The following is an 18809-nucleotide window of genomic DNA, read 5'->3' as shown; positions in this document are numbered from 1 at the left end:
AATATCAGTCTACTCTGCTACGGGATAAGGGGCTGATATTTTTTTCCATGTGATTGTTCAATTGAAGCATTTATGAAGAAGGGGTTTCTTTTAAATATTGACACCATATCTGATAAATTTTTTCTTCAATTTCTAAAAAGCCATTGACAATGTGCGGATCAAAATGCCTGCCTATCTGACTCTTTATGATTTCAATGGTATCTTTATGTTCATAAGCCGGTTTATAAACGCGCTTACTCATGAGGGCATCATACACGTCGATAATCGCCATTAATCTTCCCGGCAACGGTATAGCCTCTCCCGACAGTCCTAACGGATACCCTGTACCGTCATACCGCTCATGGTGTGCGGAAACGATTTCAATAGCCGTTTTAATGAAGCTTGGCATATCATCTTCACAATAGGATTCATTTTTCAGCGCCTCTACTCCATAATTAACGTGTTTTTTCATGAGTTCAAATTCGTCTGCAGTCAACTTGGCAGGCTTTAATAATATCTTATCAGGGATACCCACTTTTCCGATATCATGGAGAGGTGTTGTTGCTACCAGTTCATCAATATAGGAGCGGGTTAACTGTTGTTTATACAATTCCTTTGTCCTTAAGTGTCCGCATAAGGTTTCCATCATTTTTTGAGTTCGTATCGTATGATTGCTGGATTCGATGTCTCGAACCTCCAATAACCCAATCAAAGCATGTATGGTAATATCTCGCGTAGCTATCAATTCAATCGTTTTCTTCAGTACGATTATATTGAGCATATCCATATCTAAATCTTTTGTAAGAGTTGGTAATTCTTCCAATTCCAACGCAGAATTTAGTGTATCAATAGGATTGATTTTGTCATGAATATATTTTCGTACCCTACCTGAGTTCTTAAAAATAAAGTTTTTTTCCTTCATATCAACCCTCCTTATTACTATTATATAGAAAGGCTATTCTTATCAATACCGCAAATAATTCAAACTTTCCGCATTATACGGCATCTCCCTATTAATAGGATTATCATTAAAATTTCAATTCATTTAAATCTGATTCATGAAGGAAATAGGCTGATTAATCGTTCCTCTGCCTTGCTTTGAATTAAAATCAAAATTTCTGTTTAGAATATCTCTGAACCCCTTTTATTCAGAAAACATATTGAAAAGTTTTCGTTTTATGGTATTCTTATATTCTGAAATCAATTACAGAAGGGTTGTGAATAGTAAAATTGGAAAAAATCAAACTACATGGATTTAATAATCTAACCAAAACATTAAGCTTTAATTTATATGATGTCAGTTATACCAAAACCATAGCGGACAGAAAAGCTTATATTGAATATATTGATGAAGAATATAATGCACCTAAGCTGACCGGCATTTTAGAAAATGTTACTCAGATTATAGGTGCTAACATTTTGAATATCGCTGTTCAGGATTACGATCCGCAAGGTGCCAGCGTTACGATTCTCATTTGTGAAGAAAGTGAACCACCTAGAGCACACCCTTATATTCTTAATCCGTCTGTTGTAGGTCATTTAGATAAGAGTCATATCACCGTACATACATATCCGGAATATCATCCTGATAACGGCGTATGTACCTTTAGAGCCGATATCGATGTCTCTACTTGCGGTGAGATATCTCCGCTGATGGCATTAAACTATTTGATAGACAGTTTTGATGCCGACATTATGACCATAGATTATAAAGTCAGAGGCTTTACCCGCGATATCAAGGGCAATAAATTATTTATTGATCACGATATCGCATCTATTCAGAACTTTATTGAACAAGAATTTTTAAATGTATATCAAATGATCGACGTGAACGTTTACCAAGAAAACACCTTTCATACAAAATGCAAAGTCAGAAATTTTGTTCTGGACGACTATCTGTTTAATCTTACGGAAGAAAGCCTCAATCCAAAGGAAAGAACAAAGATTATAAATAGATTAAAAAATGAAATCGATGAAATCTTCTACGGGAGAAATTTACCTACATTATATTAAATACCGCACTTTCTAGCTGTATTTATTTGCGGGTAACTTCTGATTACCCAGTATAGGAGGAAAAATATTATGATGCATGAAATGGCAGACATTTGGTTTAATGAACATCATGTGACGGGCTCAGTCAAATTAGGTTTAAATATACAGGAAATTCTTCATATAGAAAAAACCCCTTTTCAAGAGCTTCAAATCTATAGAAATGAAACTTTTGGGGTTTTTATGACACTTGATGGTTTCCTTCAGGTTACGGAAAAAGATGAATTTGTTTATCATGATATGATTAGCCACCCTGCCCTTGCAGTAAATCCAACTATTAAAAATGTTCTTATCATTGGCGGCGGAGATGGCGGAAGTGCCAGAGAAATCGCACGTTATAACCATATCGAAAAAATTGATATGGTTGAAATAGACGGTGCAGTTGTGGAAGCTTGTAAAAAATACCTGCCTTCTACCGCTTCGGTTTATACTACCGAGCCCAGACTGAACCTGATTATAGGGGATGGTGTTCAGTTTGTTGCAGAAGCTGCTGATTGTACCTATGACCTTATCCTCGTCGATTCTACAGACCCTGCCGGTCCCGGAGAGGGATTGTTTACGATAGCATTTTATGAAAACTGTTACAGAATATTGAAAGAAGACGGTATCCTTATTAATCAGCATGAATGTGCTTTTCATGACCTGGATGCCATACAAATGCAAAAGGCTCACAGTAAGATTAAGAAGGTATTCCCTATTGCCAGAGTTTATGGATTTAATATTCCGACTTATTCAACCGGCTATTGGTATTTTGGATTTGCTTCCAAGAAATATGACCCTATTAAAGATCTTAAGACAGAACAATGGGAAAATCTCGGTTTAAAAACAAAATATTATAATACAGATATTCATATCGGGGCGTTCGCCCTGCCGACTTATGTAAAGGAAATTTTGAGCAAAGCATAGGCAGCTAAATAAATATATGTTAACATAAGCAAGCTGCTATTGAAGCAGCTTGTTTTTATTCCCCTTATTACTTCGAGGGAACGGTTGCTCAACACAGTTTTATATACTTTCGGCGCTTTTGGGGGCATATACTCTATTGGATAGCAAATGAGTCCGGCCCAATAAAACCAACGATATAAAGGAGCGAATATGAAAAACAATGAGCTATTGAAGCCTATTCCATTACAAATGGGAGATCAAGTGGCACTGGTTGCCCCCTCCTCTCCTGTTCCTCAATTAAATTTAAAAAACGCTATTAACTCCATTCGGTTCCTAGGATTGGAGCCGATCGTCTATCCAAGCTGCAGCAGCCAACATGGCTATTTATCCGGAACTGATTCGGTTCGAGCAGCTGATGTCAATGCTGCTTTTGCCAACCCTTCTGTCAAAGGGATATTCTGTTTGCGGGGAGGCTTTGGCGTTACCAGATTGCTTCCCTATATTGATTTTAACAGGATTCAAAAAAATCCAAAGGTGTTTATCGGGTATAGCGATATTACAGGCCTTCATGTCAGCATCAACAAACTTTGCGGCTTCGTTACTTATCATGGGCCTATGCCGAACACCAATTATACGAAACTGGATACGTATACACTAAATAGCTTGAAACAAAATATATTTTCTTCACAGCCTTTAGGACTCGTCACTAATCCCATTGATGAACCCCTTCTAACCATTTGTGAAGGGACTGCCGAAGGGATTATCACCGGCGGTAACTTATCTCTGTTGGAAGGGACTTTAGGCTCTCCTTATGAGGTAGATACCAAAGGCAAAATCTTATTTATAGAAGAAGTTGGGGAGAAACCTTACCGCATCGACAGAGCGCTGACTGCCCTCTCCCTGGCCGGAAAGTTTGAAGATTGTGCCGGAATCCTCTTGGGAACCTTTGCAGAATGCGAAATACCACCAAAAGATGCGCAACCGGGAAATGTATTTATCGCAGAATCCACATTAACCTTAAGCCAAATCTTCGAAGAAGTAATAAAGCCATTTAAAAAGCCTACCCTTTTAAATTTCAGAGCAGGCCATATTTATCCTCAAGCAACGATACCATTTGGTTGCTGTGTAAGGCTTGATGCAAACAATCAGACTGTTTGCTTTAAATAGCATCATAGCAATAAAATTGATTTTTATTCGAATAAAAAAGAGTGTCTCAAAATACATACATACTCTTTGAGACACTTCTTTATTTTTATAGCTTATTTTCCTGTCTTTTTATTTTCTGTGTAGTCGTCTTGACAAACTCACTGTTTCGGATAACAACATGCCTTACACGCTTATAGTTCGGCAGGTTTTGATTTAAATCCGCTATTTTTGATTTTAACAGTTTATATACCTTTTCCTGAACATTAGCATTGCTGAATTCTTCTTCTATCAACTCATAGTTCGGCCTGATTTGAACGGCCACCATCGTCTCTCCCGTTTCTTCGTTATCCTCACCATATACCATACATTCATGAATATACGGAATCTTTGCCAGATAATCTTCAATTTCTTCCGGATAGATATTTTTGCCGGTCTTCGTTACAATCACATTCTTCTTTCTACCGGTTATATAAAGCCATCCGTTCTCATCAATGAAGCCTAAATCACCGGAATAGAACCAACCGTCTTTCAGCACTTCCGCTGTTTTTTCCGGCATATTATAATACCCAAGCATCACATTTGGCCCTCTATAGATGATTTCACCTATGCCATCCTCATTTTTGTCCACAATCTGCATTTGACCGCTCGGAACAACAGTTCCCACCGAACCTGCTTTTGTGTATCGATCCGTGAAGTCAGGTGTACCTGAAATCAATGGTGCAGTTTCTGTCAAGCCATAGCCTTGTACCATCTCTATGCCTAAATCGAAAAATCCGCGAATGACCGTCGGGCTGATAGCAGCGGCTCCCGTTACCAAGAATCTTAAACGACCGCCAAAATTGTCATAGACCGATTTAAATAATTTTTTTCGTGCATCAATGCCCACCACTTTAAGGGCTTTGTTTATTTTAATCGCAGTTTGCAGCGCTTTCGCTTTTCCCATTTTTTCTGCTTGCTTCCAAATCTTATCGTGCATTGATTCAAAGATAAGAGGAACACCGACTAAAATACTGGCCCTTGCTTCTGCCATATTTTTAGTAACGTATTTCAATCCTTCATAAAATGCCACGCCGCAGCCTTGGAACAGCATCGTCATAATACAAACGGTTGATTCGAACGTATGATGAATCGGCAATATAGATAGAGCAATATCATCCTCTTTCAGCTTAACAATCCTGCTGATATCCATGATATTGGACGTAATATTTTTATGGCAAAGCATAACGGCTTTCGGGACATCCGTCGTACCCGAAGTAAACAGGAGCATTCGCACTTCCATAGGATCAAGTTCCATATCGATAAAACGTCTGTCCCCGTGACTGATCAATTTTCTGCCTGCATCAATCAGATTTTCCCAAGATGTATCTAAATCATGCTGATGACGTTTCGTATAAACCTCCATCTGAAATTTAAACGGTATATCTAAGTCTTTTATGATGTTTTTGTAACTGGAAGTAAAGAATATGGCTTTACAGCCGGCAGTAGCAACTAAATTAAAAATTTCCTCTTTACTCTGCTCTTTGTCAAGGGGTACCACCTTTCCTACGCCATTTACAATCGCAAAGTAGGACACCATCCATTGATAGCAGTTTTCCCCGATAACAGCAATGGGAGTATCTTGTAATCCCAGTTCAATCAGCTGCGTTCCAAGTGCATCAATATCATCTTTCAACGTGATAAAATTAACTTCTTTATAGTCCCCGCCTTTTTCTTCTTTGAGCAAAAAAGCAGGCTTTTTTCCAAAAATCTCTTTACTGGTAGCAATGAGTTCTTTTATCGTTTCTATCTCACGAACCGGATGAAGCTTATCCGCATACGGATTTTCATATATCATAAAAATGTACCTCCGGAATTTTAAGTTATATATTTATATGATTCGCCGCTCTTCTTACATTATTGTTTTACAAAGGCGGTATTTATTGGACATTCAACTTGATTTTCTATGGTTATTGTACCACAAAATAACTCTTATTTATACTTTTAGTTATTTGTGATAAAATATATGTATTGCATATTATAGACTATCACATTTATCACCAAAGAGAAAGGAAATAATTATGAGTACACATATTAATGCTGCAAATAAAGGCGATATTGCTGAATCCATACTTCTTCCGGGCGATCCGCTCCGAGCGAAATTTATAGCAGAAAATTTTTTAGAAAGCCCAAAACTTTACAATGAAATCCGAGGAATGTACGGCTACACCGGTACATATAAAGGAGTTCCTGTATCTGTTCAAGGTACCGGAATGGGTATGCCATCTATGGGTATTTACTCTTGGGAACTCATTACAGAGTATCATGTGCAAAACCTGATCCGTATAGGAACAGCAGGTTCCTTCCATGAAGACATTAAAATAGGAGATGTTGTTCTTGGTATTGCCGCCTCTACTGATTCGAATTACATTCATGCTTTTGATGTACCCGGAAATTACGCTCCAAGTGCAAGCTGGGATTTATTATTAAAAACAGAAGAAGCAAATAAAGAGTTAGGTATTTCCCTTCGCGCCGGAAATATCGTTTCCTGTGATGTGTTCTATGAGTTCGGAGATTGGTGGAAGAGATGGCAGAAAATGAATGTTCTAGCCGTTGAAATGGAAGCCGCAGCCCTTTATATGAATGCTGCTTACAACAGAGTCAATGCATTATGTATGGTTACCATCAGCGATCATTTTATTACCGGAGAACGTTCCACTACAGAAGAGCGGCAACACTCCTTTGTCGATATGATGAAACTTGCTTTAGAAGTGGCGATCAAATAGCTCCCGTTCATTGACGCTGCTTTGCCATTTAAATAACATAATTAAAGGGGCTGGCTTAAAATAGTTTGAGTTTTTACCGATAGCAGTAACTCAGGATTCGTTTTCAGAATGATCCGTCGTTACTTTCTATATAAATTTCAAACTTTTAAGCCAGCCTCTTTTTATGAGATACCCTATTTTTTAAATATTCCAGAGAACTTTTAACGGTTCTTCCATTTCAAATCCGCAAGATATCAAAATTTCGTTAATCTGAGAAATGGATTCTCCGCTCCAGCCATAAGCTCCGAAAGCTTTACCGATTCTTTTTTTTGGCCGTAAGCCTTTCAGATAAATCAGAAATGCACTGACAGAAGGAAGCATATTGTTATTGAGCGTAGGGGAACCTACAAAAATATACTTTGCCTCTAAAGCTCTTGACATGGCATCGGAATAATGATGCTCGGTCAGATTAATGACTTCCACATCAAAGCCTTTTTCACTGTATTCCCGGTTTAGTTTTTCTGCGAGCTTTCTGGTTGTCCCCCACATCGTGTCATAGACAATCAGTACTCTCTTCTCTTCTGTTTCATTATTACACCATGAAACATATTTTTGCAGTATTTCCGGAATATACTTCGTAATGATAACTCCATGAGACGGGCACACAATGCGCAGCTTTAATCCGGATATTTGATCCAGAAGCTTCAATATTTGTCCGCAGAACGGCAGAAGAATATTAGCAAAATAATCGGCTGACCGATCAATCAGTTTTTCCAAACCGTTTTCAGTGTCCAGCAACTCTCCTGTACCGGTATGCTGGCCAAACGCATCATTTGAAAATAACAGCTCTTCTTCCTCTAGATAAGTAGACATGCTGTCCGGCCAATGCACCATAGGCATCGGTATAAATTTAAAATTATATTTACCTGTATTTAATACGTCTCCCAATTTTACCGTCGTAAAATCGTATTTCGCATCCGGATAATACGCTTTTAAACCTTTCGCACAATTTGCCGTTCCATATACCATTGCCTGCGGATACTTTTCCATCACTTTAGGCAGAGCACCGCTGTGGTCCGGCTCAACATGGTTGCAAACGATATAGTCAATCATTCTTCCTTGCAAAACTTCCTCTAAATTCTGTAAAAACTCGTCTGCAAATGCTGCTTTTACAAAATCCACAAGCGTAATCTTCTCATCGATTACCAAATAGGAATTATAGGTGGTTCCAATAGGCGTAAAATATCCGTGAAACATTCTGACATCCTTGTCCACAACACCTACGCTATAGACGTTATCTATAATTTTGTTGCTCATTCCTGCGCCTCAAATTGATCTTTTCCCGCACCGCAAACTGGGCATTCATAATCTTCCGGTAATTCTTCAAATGGAACATCTCCATCATATTCATATTCACAAATTTGACATACGTATTTCATCTTTCTTACTTCCTTTCTTTTCTTTTTATCTTTAAAATTGTTTATTAAGAAACTTTTCCATTACCCAATCTTTTCAAAATCACTGGCTCCGTGTTTACAGACAGGACAAATGAAATCTGCCGGTAATTCCTCTCCTTCATAAATATATCCGCATATTTTACATCGCCACCCTTTTTTCGCTGTCTCAGCCGGCTTTGGTTTGATGTTGCTTTGATAATACGAATATGTAACGGTTTCTTCGTTATTCAAAACGATTGCATCTTTTACATCTGCAAGAAACATTGTATGCGTACCTAAATCCACTTGGGAGTATACATCACAAGAAATAGCAGCATTGGTGTATTTGTTTATATAAAGGATGCCGTTTTCAGAACGTTCCGTGAACTCAAAGCCTTCAAACTTATTTACATTTCTGCCGCTTTGAAATCCAAACCTTTTAAATAATTCAAACGGAACCTGTGTGGTTAAAACAGAGACATTAAAAGCCTTCGTAGCATCAATTATGTCATGTGTATAGTTTTGCTTATTCAGTGCAATCATCATCCTGTTTGGATTGCTTGTTACTTGTACAACGGTATTGATGATACATCCGCTGTCCTTGTCTGCTTGATGAGCGCTGAGAACATACAAACCGTAACCAATCTTAAACATTGCATTGTTATCCATATCGAATCTCCTTTTTGCTTCTAATTTATTAAATATATGAAACTATGCTTCTCGCAATAAAGATTACTTGTAATAAAGTATACCCCATATATTTGTTGATCAATCTTAAAAAATATATCTTTTGGTAAATAATTCATATTTTCTTGATTATACTCTATCTAAATATTGCTGTCCATTTTATTTATACTCCGTCAAACAGAATCCCCTTTTGGTTATCCAGCATATTCTAATAAAAGGAGGTTTTAAAGCATGGCAGACAACGTCAAAGTTATCAAACATACGATTGAGGAAGATATGTATTATAACAACGAATTGGTGTTAAGTTACAATATACAATATCCTCAATTCCGTTCTTACGAGTTTTTTGACTCGGTCAAACAAATGAATAAATACTATTACATGAAAGCTGTATCGTATCAGCATTACTGTATTCAAACATTATATAAGCTGGCTGTTCAAGACTACCAATATTCCATTGCGAATGATTTTCCGGTGCATCAATACGAAGCAATGCAGGTTTTCGATATCACCTATAACCAAAATTGTACCGTCAGTCTATATTCCGATCGCTATGAATATACCGGCGGTGCCCATGGAAATACCGTCAGAACTTCAGAGACTTGGGATCTGCAATCAGGATCACACATGACGCTAAAGCAACTGGTTAATGCTCCAGAAGGATATCGAAAGTACATCTTGAACTTAATTAATAATCAAATTAATGAACAGATAAGTAAAGAGCAATATTACTATTTCGAAAACTATCAAGAAAATACAGCAGAATATTTTGATGAAAACAACTTTTATCTGACAACAGAAGGCATCGTTATTTACTATCCGCTTTATAGCATAGCCCCTTATTCCAGCGGAATCGTCGAATTTACGATACTGTATGCCGCAGGTCTTGTGGAACAGCCTGAATGTAACAGAATGCGAATGAAATAACAAAAAAGAACTCTTTACACTTTAAATACAATCTATGTAAAGAGTTCTTTCTAAGCTATTTTCTTAATTCCTTTTCTCTCACTAATACCCTGTCTTCATATCCGTCAATTTTTTTATCTAATCGTTCTAATGTCTCCTGCATTTCTAAAATTCGATCCATCAGTTGTTTACGTTGTTCTATTAGAAGTTCTTTTCGAACTTGAGTAGTAGAAGTTCCTTGTTGAAACAGCGCTACATATTCTGCCAATACTTCAATGGAAAGCCCGGCTCCCCTCATACATTTGATAAATTGAACCCAGTTGCAATCTTCCTCCGTATAATTTCTGATTCCGTTTGCATTTCTATTGACAGGCGGAATTAATCCGATTCTCTCATAATAGCGTAACGTGTCCGCTGATATGTCATACTTTTGACTTGCTTCTGTAATCGTCATGGCGATACCCCCTTCCTGCCCTGAATATCATTGTTGATTTTCAAAGGCACTTGCTACCTCTTTTAAATATTCTACGATTTCAATATGCTGCGGACAACTCTTTTCGCATTTTTTGCATGCAATACAATCGGATGCTTTCCCGTAAATTTTAGTACGATTATTATAATATGCATTATGGATAGAAATACCCTGCTTTGGTCCTTGCTGCTCCGCATTATATAATGCAAAATACTGGGGAATCGCAATATTTTTCGGGCAGTCATCCACACAATATTGACAGGCGGTACAAGGAATGGCAATTGTTTCATTAATAATTTGTACGGCGTTATTCACCAAATCAAATTCATCCTGCGTAAAGGATTTAAATTCTTGCATGGTCTCTATGTTATCCAATAACTGCTCCATATTTGACATGCCGCTTAATACCATCATCACATTTTCACAGCTTGCTGCAAACCGAATAGCCCAGGAAGGTACGGACATGTCCGGATGGTACTCCTTAAACAATTTTTCCGCTTCTTCGGGCACCGCTGCCAGCATTCCGCCTTTAATCGGCTCCATGACGATGATCGGTTTATGATGCTTTATCGCCACTTCATAACATTTTCTAGACTGTATGCCTTCATTTTCCCAATCCAGATAGTTTATCTGCAACTGAACAAAATCCACTTCCGGGTGCGCCTCTAAGATCTCATCCAATAAGTCAGCAGTATCATGAAACGAAAAACCGATCTTTCGAACCTTCCCTTCTTCTTTCTTTTTCCGGATAAAAGAAAAGGCATCCAGTTCTTTTGCAATTTTGTAATGCGGAACGCTCAAATTATGGAGCATATAATAATCAAAATAATCTACGCCTATTTTATTCAACTGTTCATTGAAAATCCTCTCCATGTCTTCCGGTGTTTTTAAAAACATAGTCGGCAGCTTCGTTGCAACCGTATAAGACTCTCTCGGATAACGTTTTACTAAGGACTCCCTTAATGCAATTTCACTGGTAAAATTATGATACATATAGGCCGTATCAAAATAGGTAAATCCTCTGTCTAAGAATAGGTCCACCATCTTATTTAATTGTTCAAAATCAATACTGGTTTGATCTTCCTTATTGGCTATAGGTAAACGCATAAATCCAAATCCCAATTTTTTTGTCATGTTGTAATCTCCTTTATTTTTTATAAGCCTTCTTATTACTTTTTCATTGCCATTCATTCTCTACGCATTCTTACCCATTTCATAAGCTCCCGCATGGCCCGGCTTCCTTCTTTCACGGTACGAGCCAGAAAATGACTTTATTGTATATATTGAATCTATAACAAGCATAGCACTTAGAGTTCACTTCAAGTCAAGATATAATTTTATTTTCTTATTTGATCGTAAAGAAAAACCTCTAGTTTATGTGGTACTAGAGGCTGATTTACCTATTTTTTTCTTTCTTTTTCTATTTTTATAAGTAATCCATGATATTTTTATTGTAGGTAGAATTTTATAAAATATACGCTGGAGGCAAATCCTTACTAATGCGAATGGACATGATGTATATCTTGCGTATGCTTGTGTGAATGAGTATATACGTCATGCGTATGAACATGACTGTGCTTTCCGATAACAGGTTGATCGTGAACATGAGTATGATGACCATCCTCGTGTACATGTCCGTGTTCATGAGTGACAGCAAGATGCATGTGAAGGTGATTATGTTCTTCTACCGTGGTAAAATATGTACCGATTATCATGATAACCAATGCAATGATAAACGAGATAGTGGGCATCTCTTGAAAGATTATCAACGATAGTCCCACTCCCAAAAAAGGAGCTAAAGCATAATAGGCACTTGTTCTTGCAGCGCCCAACTCTCTCTGCGCATAGATATAAAAGAATATGCTTAATCCGTAAGCAAAGAATCCCAGCAAAAGTGCCATTGCCAGATAAGGCAGATTGCTTGTTCTTTCTCCTAAGGCAAGGGCAATGAAAAGCGCCCCTATTCCGGAACCAAAACCTTTAATCACTACAATTTCCAGTGGGTCTTTCAACGAGAGCTTTCGTGTGCAGTTATTTTCAAGACCCCAGCAAACACAAGCCAGCAATACAAATATAGAACCAAAAGACAACGAAATATTCCGAATATCTTCCACCGATAAAATAGCACTGGCTACTGTGATCAGCGCAATGGAAATCCAAAGCTGCCTGCTGATTGATTCCTTAAAGATAAATAAAGCGATTAAAGAAGTTGCCACTATTTCAAAGTTGTTCAGCAGGGATGCCGTTGCAGAAGTAGTCATCGTCAGTCCAACCATTAAAAATATAGGTGCTGCAATGTCCAACACGACCATGGCAATGGTAAACGGCAGTTCTTGTCTCGTAAGCCTTGCCTCCGCTCTCTCTTTGTCTTTTCTGCGTCTGACAAATCCCAACAGAAACATTCCCAATCCTGCGCCAAGATAGAGAAGCGAAGCCATCAGAGTGGCGGGAATTTCCCTTAGAAGTAGTTTCGATACAGGTGCGCTGATCGCATACAACATGGCCGCCAATATAGCGAAACAAACCGCTTTATACTGTGTTATTTTCATAAAAGCCTCTTTCCTTGCCTTATTTTACAAACTGCTTGATAGCATCGTTTAAATCCTCTAGTACCTTTTTATCTCCGGTTTCCACTGCATGCACAACACAGGTATTGATATGATCTTGTAAAACAATCTTCCCGATATTATTGACAGATGATTTGACCGCTGCAATTTGAATAAGGATTTCACTGCAATCCCGGCCATCCTCTACCATCTTCTTAATCGATTCCAAATGTCCTATACTTCTGGCTAACCGGTTGATAACCGCCTTTGTATTTTCATGTTTATGATTCGCTTGTTCACACATAGCCGCACCTCATTTCATTATCCCCCCATGGGGGTTATGCTTTCATCATACCAAGTTCTTAGCAACACTTCAATAGTCAAGTTTGATCTATATCCTCGGCATCAATAAATTTATTGACAGAGAAATAAGATGTAGGATATATTGATGACAATTGAAGCCTTTACAGGAATGTATTTCAATCCATCACGAAAAGAATAAAGGAAGAACTTGGGAGGGAAATAAATATGCTGATTGATATTACAACGAAGATTACGCCAAAAATGGTTGAAGATGCACAAGGCAATGAGAAAAAGGCACTGGTAGGTCACCTTGGGACTCATTTTGATGTGATGAATAAAGAATTTCCTCTGGATTATGTTGAACGAAAAGGCATTGTTTTTGATGTATCCAGTGTACAGGATAGAGAGATTGACTCCGCCGATATCGATATGTCCGCTATTAACCAAAAGATGTTTGTCGCTTTTTACACAGGCTTCATTGAAGACGAAGGCTATGGCAGCCAGACCTATTTTAAAGAACATCCGCAGCTAGCACACGAATTGATAGAAGAATTAGTCCAAAAAGAAGTCTCTATCATTGGGATCGATTTTGCCGGAGTACGCAGAGGAAGGGAGCACACGCCCAAGGATCAATACCTCGCTGACAGAGGAATATTTGTGATTGAAAACCTTTGTAACCTAGCCAACATCTTGCAAGGAGAAAAACAGGCAACTTTTACGGCTAATACGTATCCCGTCAATTATACCGATATGACCGGGCTTCCCTGCCGGGTTGTCGCTAAACTATAGTTTTTAAAATGTATTGAAAAAACCGCTTCATAACAAGCGGTTTGCTCAGTTTTTGGCCTATTTCAATTAGCTTAGGCATTAAATCGGATATCTCTTTTTCTTATGGCAAGATATTATATTTCTGTTTTTTTCGCATTAGTTTGGGTTGAGACATATGAAGAAATTCCGCAGCTTTCCTGGTGGTACCAAATTTTTTTAAAGCATATTCTATCAGCTGCATTTCCTGCTGCTCCATAAGCTTCTCAAGATTCAGGGAGGATGAAGTTCTCATGCTGCGTTTTAAATCCATAACTAAATCTTCATATATATTCTCGTTTAAGGCTTCTTGTATATCATCTCCCGTTATAACATGACCTCTTACGCTGATTACGGTTCGATGTATTAAGTTTTCCAACTCTCTGACGTTTCCAGGCCAGTCATAATCTGCAAGTTGTGTAAGCGCTGTAGGATCAAGTTCTTTGTCAATCCTATAATGCTTGCAATAATGACTTAGAAATGATATAGCCAAAGGCACAATATCATCACGGCGATCCCTGAGCGGCGGCACTGTAATGGTGCAGATATTTAGCCTGTAATACAGATCCTCTCTGAATTTCCCCTGTTCCACGAGCTGCCGTAAAGGTATATTGTTTGCACAGATCACACGTACATTAATATTGATAGGTGTTGTCCCGCCAACCTTATAAAACTGACTTTCCTGAAGAACTCTTAGAAGCTTTGATTGAAGATTCAGGGAAAGCGTACCAACTTCGTCTAAAAATAAAATCCCTCCATTGGCTAGCTCAAAATATCCTTTTTTACCAGTTGCTTGCGCTCCGGTAAAAGAGCCTGCTTCATATCCGAAAAATTCACTCTCGGCGAGATTCTCTTGAATGGTTGCACAGTTGATCTTGATACATGGCTTGTTCTTGCGAATACTGTTTTTGTGTATCAAATCAAGAATTTTCTCTTTGCCGACGCCGGTTTCTCCTTGAAGAATGATATTGCAATCGTATTGAGCGATATTTAAGACTTCATCTACCAAGGCCTTTGTTGCTGAGCTGCTGAAAATGAAATCATCTGTTTTTCCGTTTTTTTCTATAGAAGTGGTGATGGCTTTTTTTGTTGCCTGACGAAAAGCGATTGACTGCGTTTCATAAAGTATGTTGATCCTGTCCAGATCTTTTGTAATTGATATCAGCAAATCGAATGTAAACTTCTCATATCCGATAATGAACTGCCCCAGTACATACGTTTCAAGCTCCTTGCTCATGCTTTCTGCAATCAGTATCGATTGGGCAAAGCTATTTTTAAGACTTGTAAAATACAGTTTCCCTTTATGACGTGTAAGGATAACGCTTAAAACTTCCGAACCCATAAGGTCTTCACAATTAATGGTCATATCATAATGTTCTTTTTCTTCTTTCAAAACCGTTTCTGCCGAACTGATTGGCTGAGCAACATTAAGGACATAGGATGAATGAACCCAATGTGCCAATTCATTTTTCACTTGCTGCGGTGTAAGTGTTCCTATTCCAGCCTCGTCAAGAATCACTGTAATATAACAGTTATCCCCGACCGCTTTCTTGATTGAGCAAACATACGTTATGCTTGTCACTAAGTCCTTCCCAATAACAAGATACCGTTGGCCTTTATCCGACGCATTATGAATACTATACAAACTCGCAGCTTCATCAAACGCCGCCATCGTATAATTCGGCTGTAAAGCAGGAGGGATTGTTGTTAATGGCGAGTCGATGAAAACAATGCCATAACCTGATACAGTGAGTTCACCATAGTTATAGTCGATTTTATGGATTTTATCGATATAAATGGGAAGAGCTGTCATCGTTGTCAAACAAAAAATACGATCCCCAATATGATACTGGGAACTCTTTTCAAATTCACTTCCCATTTCTTCAATGGTACCGTAAAATTGTCCGGCAGTATTTGTAAAAGGATTATGAAGTTTTCCTCTACGATTTATTAAATCTAAAATTTTTGCAATAATCTTAGCCTCATCAAAACCACATTCACTGCAAAACTGCTGAAAGCAGTCTCTTTCTAAATGAATCAATTGTAAAGATATTCTACACTCTACAGGTGATATTTCTCTATGATTATCAACCTTCCATGCTGTAACCGGAACGGCGGCTTTTGGCTCTATTACTCTGCTAAGCCCGAACGTATCATTTGTTTTATCCATTTTTCTTCCTCCCTGATTCATTATAACGCATCAATAAAAAAATTTCGACCATAGAAAATCTTCTTACATCCACTTGAATCGATTTTAAATCAACATAACCAATATTGATTCAATATTGATTCAATTCTTCTTCACCAAAGCTTATTTTATACTGTTCGAAGCTTGGCAACTTACGTATTTGGACATTTATCATTCAGACATGGTAATTGGCATGTAAATTGCTTAATTATAAAGAAAGCATCTCATTATGTACTGGAGGAAAGATTATGCGAAGAAAAATGCACGGTGAGTTTATGTTGATTATAACTGCTTTGATATGGGGAGTGTCTTTTGTCGCCCAAAGAGCAGGAATGGAGTATATCGGCCCATTTACATTCAACGGAATACGATGTTTGATTGGAGCACTTGTCCTGCTTCCTGTTCTTACTAGTATGGCTCACCAAAGGAAAAAAAGACAATCCGCCGAAACAGAAATAAAAGCAACGGAGATTGAACTAAAAACTGCAAGAAAGGATCTGATCGCAGGAGGGCTAGTATGCGGCGTTGTTTTTTTCATATCCAGCTCTTTACAGCAGATTGGCATGATTTATACGACTGCCGGAAAAGCCGGATTTATTACAGCATTATATATTGTTATCGTACCAATTTTAGGAATATTTCTGAGACAGAAAGTTCGTCCAATTCTCTGGCTCTGCGTCGTATTAGCAACAACAGGTCTATATTTGCTTTGCATTCAAGAAGATTTTTTAATAGGTAAAGGTGATTTGCTGATATTGATTTGTGCATTCGGATTTTCAATACATATTTTAGTGATTGATCATTTTTCTCCAAAAATAGATGGGGTAAAATTGTCCTGTTTCCAATTCCTTGTTTGCGGGATTCTGTCCATACCTTGTATGATTATCTTTGAGACTATCCGTTGGGCCGATATTATTAATTGCTGGCTGCCAATATTATATGCCGGTGTTCTATCTTGTGGTATTGCATACACCCTGCAGGTTGTCGCTCAAAAATATACGGAACCTACCGTTACATCCTTGATTCTAAGTATGGAATCCGTATTTGCCGTGATTGCGGGAATTATTATCCTAAATGAGCAAATTTCAATACGCGAGACTTTTGGATGTATTATAATGTTTATAGCGATTCTTCTTGCGCAGATCCCGTCCAAAGGAAAAATAACGAATAAACTTAGTGAAAAACATGAAGAAATATTAAATCCATATAAATACAAAGGAGAAGATGTAAGATGACAAAATTTATAATTAAAGATGATTTTTGGGAATTATTTCCGGAAGCAGAGATTGCCGTAATTATAGTAAAAGGGATTCAAAATACAGAAGCACATGTGTCAGCTGTAAGACAAGAAATCAACGAACTATTGAAGCAGAGCAGCAAAGAGGCAACCAAATTTCTGACAGCGGACGTGTTCAGTCAAAATAAAGTGATTTCTGTCTGGCGGGAAGCCTATCAACAATTCAAGACAAAAAAAGGGGTCCGATGTTCGATAGAGGCGTTATTGAAACGAATAGAAAAAGGTACCGGCATTTCACCGATCAATCCCTTGGTTGATATCTATAATGCAGTATCTCTGACCTACGGGCTTCCTTGCGGCGGCGAAGATATGGATACGTTTAAGGGCGATTTGCTTTTAACAAAGGCAGCTGGCGGAGAACCTTTTCTTGCACTTGGCGATGAGGAATATGACAATGCTTTGCCTGGGGAAATTATTTATAAAGACGACGACGGAGCCGTGTGCCGATGTTGGAACTGGCGGGATGGACAAAGAACGATGCTTACGGAAAATACAGTAAATGCATTTCTCATTATTGAATCGGTAGATCCTGACAAAAGCGATGACTTGGAATCGGCTGCATTATTATTAGCAGAGCTCACCAAGTATCTTGGCGGTTCTGCAAAGATTGCACATATGAATATTGTTGACCGGGAACTCACTTTATAGGTTGATAGGACTAATGATCCTGTATAAAAAAAATGTACTGAAAAACAAAGCAGAGAATAGTCTCTGCTTTTATGTTTACATTTTATGTTTATTGTTTACCTTTTTGTTTTTCATTTAATAATCGTTCCTTTTCGCCGACCGGTTCTTGATAATTCTACATCTGAAAACGTTTCTCCGCTTTCTCCTCTCTATAATTTACCAATTCTTAATAAGTTATTACACCAATTTCAATGCTTGATAAATCCCGCACTCTCAAGGGTTGCTTTGGATGCAGCATTGTCGATTAAACACTCGGCAATCGGTATCTTCCCGTTTTCAAGGCATATGGAAACCATATGCTGAACAATACTTCGGCCAAACCCTTTCCCCCTATACTCTTCTGCCACATGCATCCCGATATCTTGAAAGTTTTGCGCAGGGATATCCTTTCTCCAATAAGGATATATCAAGGTGCCAAGACCCACGTATTTGCCATCAATCCGTAGGATATAGATGGAGGCGTTTTGGAGATATAAGTCAACTTCTCGTGCTTCAAAGAAACCAATCTGTTCCAATTCCTCTTTGTCGGATTCGTCTGCCAAATGCAGTAATTCTTTAGAAAAGATCACTTCCTTCTTGGTCTGACCGCTAAATATAAATTTATACGTTTGACGTTTTTTGCCTTGCATATTCTTTACTCTTATCCTTCCCATTCCCATAATCTTATAAAATATTTATCATTT

General features: G+C 38.0%; 19 protein-coding genes. 8 read left to right on the top strand and 11 right to left on the bottom strand.

The window, feature by feature from the left end; translation table 11 throughout:
- Positions 1 to 70: 70 nt before the first annotated feature.
- On the bottom strand, positions 71 to 901 hold the full coding sequence (locus JYB65_RS03200) for an HD-GYP domain-containing protein (RefSeq protein ID WP_206581167.1): 831 nt from the start codon (positions 899 to 901) through the stop codon (positions 71 to 73).
- A 299-nt stretch (positions 902 to 1200) separates the two neighbouring features.
- Here JYB65_RS03200 and speD point away from each other — a divergent pair, with 299 nt between their 5' ends.
- The 3 genes from speD (at position 1201) to JYB65_RS03185 (ending at position 4080) form a co-directional block, all read left to right on the top strand.
- Complete coding sequence (gene speD, locus JYB65_RS03195) at positions 1201 to 1992, top strand: adenosylmethionine decarboxylase (RefSeq protein WP_206581763.1); 792 nt, start codon at positions 1201 to 1203, stop codon at positions 1990 to 1992.
- An 81-nt stretch (positions 1993 to 2073) separates the two neighbouring features.
- Positions 2074 to 2934, top strand: a complete 861-nt coding sequence (gene speE, locus JYB65_RS03190) for a polyamine aminopropyltransferase (RefSeq protein WP_206581762.1) — start codon at positions 2074 to 2076, stop codon at positions 2932 to 2934.
- A 189-nt stretch (positions 2935 to 3123) separates the two neighbouring features.
- On the top strand, positions 3124 to 4080 hold the full coding sequence (locus JYB65_RS03185) for a S66 peptidase family protein (protein ID WP_206581166.1): 957 nt from the start codon (positions 3124 to 3126) through the stop codon (positions 4078 to 4080).
- Positions 4081 to 4165: 85 nt separating this feature from the next.
- Here JYB65_RS03185 and JYB65_RS03180 read toward each other — a convergent pair whose 3' ends face one another.
- Positions 4166 to 5893: an AMP-dependent synthetase/ligase gene (locus JYB65_RS03180; protein ID WP_206581165.1), complete on the bottom strand. Its 1728-nt coding sequence runs from the start codon at positions 5891 to 5893 to the stop codon at positions 4166 to 4168.
- A gap of 223 nt (positions 5894 to 6116) precedes the next feature.
- Here JYB65_RS03180 and deoD point away from each other — a divergent pair, with 223 nt between their 5' ends.
- Complete coding sequence (gene deoD / locus JYB65_RS03175) at positions 6117 to 6821, top strand: purine-nucleoside phosphorylase (RefSeq protein ID WP_206581164.1); 705 nt, start codon at positions 6117 to 6119, stop codon at positions 6819 to 6821.
- 180 nt (positions 6822 to 7001) lie between these two features.
- On the opposite strand, the gene JYB65_RS03170 is transcribed toward deoD, so the two are convergent.
- The 3 genes from JYB65_RS03170 to JYB65_RS03160 are packed head-to-tail and all read right to left on the bottom strand — an operon-like array spanning position 7002 to position 8905.
- Positions 7002 to 8117 carry an FprA family A-type flavoprotein gene (locus JYB65_RS03170; protein WP_206581163.1) on the bottom strand — a complete coding sequence of 372 codons (1116 nt, stop codon included), beginning with the start codon at positions 8115 to 8117 and terminating at the stop codon, positions 7002 to 7004.
- Positions 8114 to 8239, bottom strand: a complete 126-nt coding sequence (locus JYB65_RS03165) for a rubredoxin (protein ID WP_206581162.1) — start codon at positions 8237 to 8239, stop codon at positions 8114 to 8116. Before JYB65_RS03165 ends, JYB65_RS03170 begins: the two co-directional genes overlap by 4 nt.
- Before the next feature lie 60 nt (positions 8240 to 8299).
- Positions 8300 to 8905, bottom strand: a complete 606-nt coding sequence (locus tag JYB65_RS03160) for a flavin reductase (protein ID WP_206581161.1) — start codon at positions 8903 to 8905, stop codon at positions 8300 to 8302.
- A 249-nt stretch (positions 8906 to 9154) separates the two neighbouring features.
- Here JYB65_RS03160 and JYB65_RS03155 point away from each other — a divergent pair, with 249 nt between their 5' ends.
- Entirely contained in the window at positions 9155 to 9850 is a 696-nt protein-coding gene (locus JYB65_RS03155; RefSeq protein ID WP_206581160.1) for a DUF3298 and DUF4163 domain-containing protein, read from the top strand.
- A 55-nt stretch (positions 9851 to 9905) separates the two neighbouring features.
- Here JYB65_RS03155 and JYB65_RS03150 read toward each other — a convergent pair whose 3' ends face one another.
- The 4 genes from JYB65_RS03150 to JYB65_RS03135 all read right to left on the bottom strand — a co-directional run bounded on the left by JYB65_RS03150 (position 9906) and on the right by JYB65_RS03135 (position 13151).
- On the bottom strand, positions 9906 to 10283 hold the full coding sequence (locus tag JYB65_RS03150; protein WP_206581159.1) for a MerR family transcriptional regulator: 378 nt from the start codon (positions 10281 to 10283) through the stop codon (positions 9906 to 9908).
- Positions 10284 to 10310: 27 nt separating this feature from the next.
- Entirely contained in the window at positions 10311 to 11435 is a 1125-nt protein-coding gene (locus tag JYB65_RS03145; RefSeq protein WP_206581158.1) for an aldo/keto reductase, read from the bottom strand.
- Between the two features lie 362 nt (positions 11436 to 11797).
- Positions 11798 to 12850 carry a DMT family transporter gene (locus JYB65_RS03140; RefSeq protein WP_206581157.1) on the bottom strand — a complete coding sequence of 351 codons (1053 nt, stop codon included), beginning with the start codon at positions 12848 to 12850 and terminating at the stop codon, positions 11798 to 11800.
- A gap of 19 nt (positions 12851 to 12869) precedes the next feature.
- The gene (locus tag JYB65_RS03135; protein ID WP_206581156.1) at positions 12870 to 13151 is read right to left on the bottom strand and encodes a metal-sensing transcriptional repressor; all 282 of its coding nucleotides are present in this window, start codon (positions 13149 to 13151) and stop codon (positions 12870 to 12872) included.
- A gap of 224 nt (positions 13152 to 13375) precedes the next feature.
- Here JYB65_RS03135 and JYB65_RS03130 point away from each other — a divergent pair, with 224 nt between their 5' ends.
- Positions 13376 to 13939: a cyclase family protein gene (locus JYB65_RS03130; protein ID WP_206581155.1), complete on the top strand. Its 564-nt coding sequence runs from the start codon at positions 13376 to 13378 to the stop codon at positions 13937 to 13939.
- 100 nt (positions 13940 to 14039) lie between these two features.
- Here the strand turns inward: JYB65_RS03130 and JYB65_RS03125 are convergent, their stop codons facing one another.
- On the bottom strand, positions 14040 to 16124 hold the full coding sequence (locus JYB65_RS03125) for a sigma-54 interaction domain-containing protein (protein ID WP_206581154.1): 2085 nt from the start codon (positions 16122 to 16124) through the stop codon (positions 14040 to 14042).
- A 266-nt stretch (positions 16125 to 16390) separates the two neighbouring features.
- On the opposite strand from JYB65_RS03125, the gene JYB65_RS03120 reads away from it, so the two are divergent.
- Together JYB65_RS03120 and JYB65_RS03115 are read left to right on the top strand one after the other, a co-directional pair.
- Positions 16391 to 17377 (top strand): DMT family transporter, encoded by a 987-nt coding sequence (locus tag JYB65_RS03120; protein WP_206581153.1) that lies wholly within the window; start codon positions 16391 to 16393, stop codon positions 17375 to 17377.
- Entirely contained in the window at positions 17374 to 18087 is a 714-nt protein-coding gene (locus JYB65_RS03115; RefSeq protein ID WP_206581152.1) for a B3/B4 domain-containing protein, read from the top strand. Before JYB65_RS03120 ends, JYB65_RS03115 begins: the two co-directional genes overlap by 4 nt.
- Before the next feature lie 227 nt (positions 18088 to 18314).
- Here JYB65_RS03115 and JYB65_RS03110 read toward each other — a convergent pair whose 3' ends face one another.
- Positions 18315 to 18755, bottom strand: a complete 441-nt coding sequence (locus JYB65_RS03110; RefSeq protein ID WP_206581151.1) for a GNAT family N-acetyltransferase — start codon at positions 18753 to 18755, stop codon at positions 18315 to 18317.
- Positions 18756 to 18809 lie beyond the last annotated feature (54 nt).

The organism is Clostridium aminobutyricum (assembly GCF_017255415.1).
GTDB lineage: Bacteria > Bacillota > Clostridia > Peptostreptococcales > Anaerovoracaceae > Aminipila > Aminipila aminobutyrica.
Note: the sequence above shows the minus strand (reverse complement) of the source record. Positions and strands in the feature narration are given on the sequence as shown.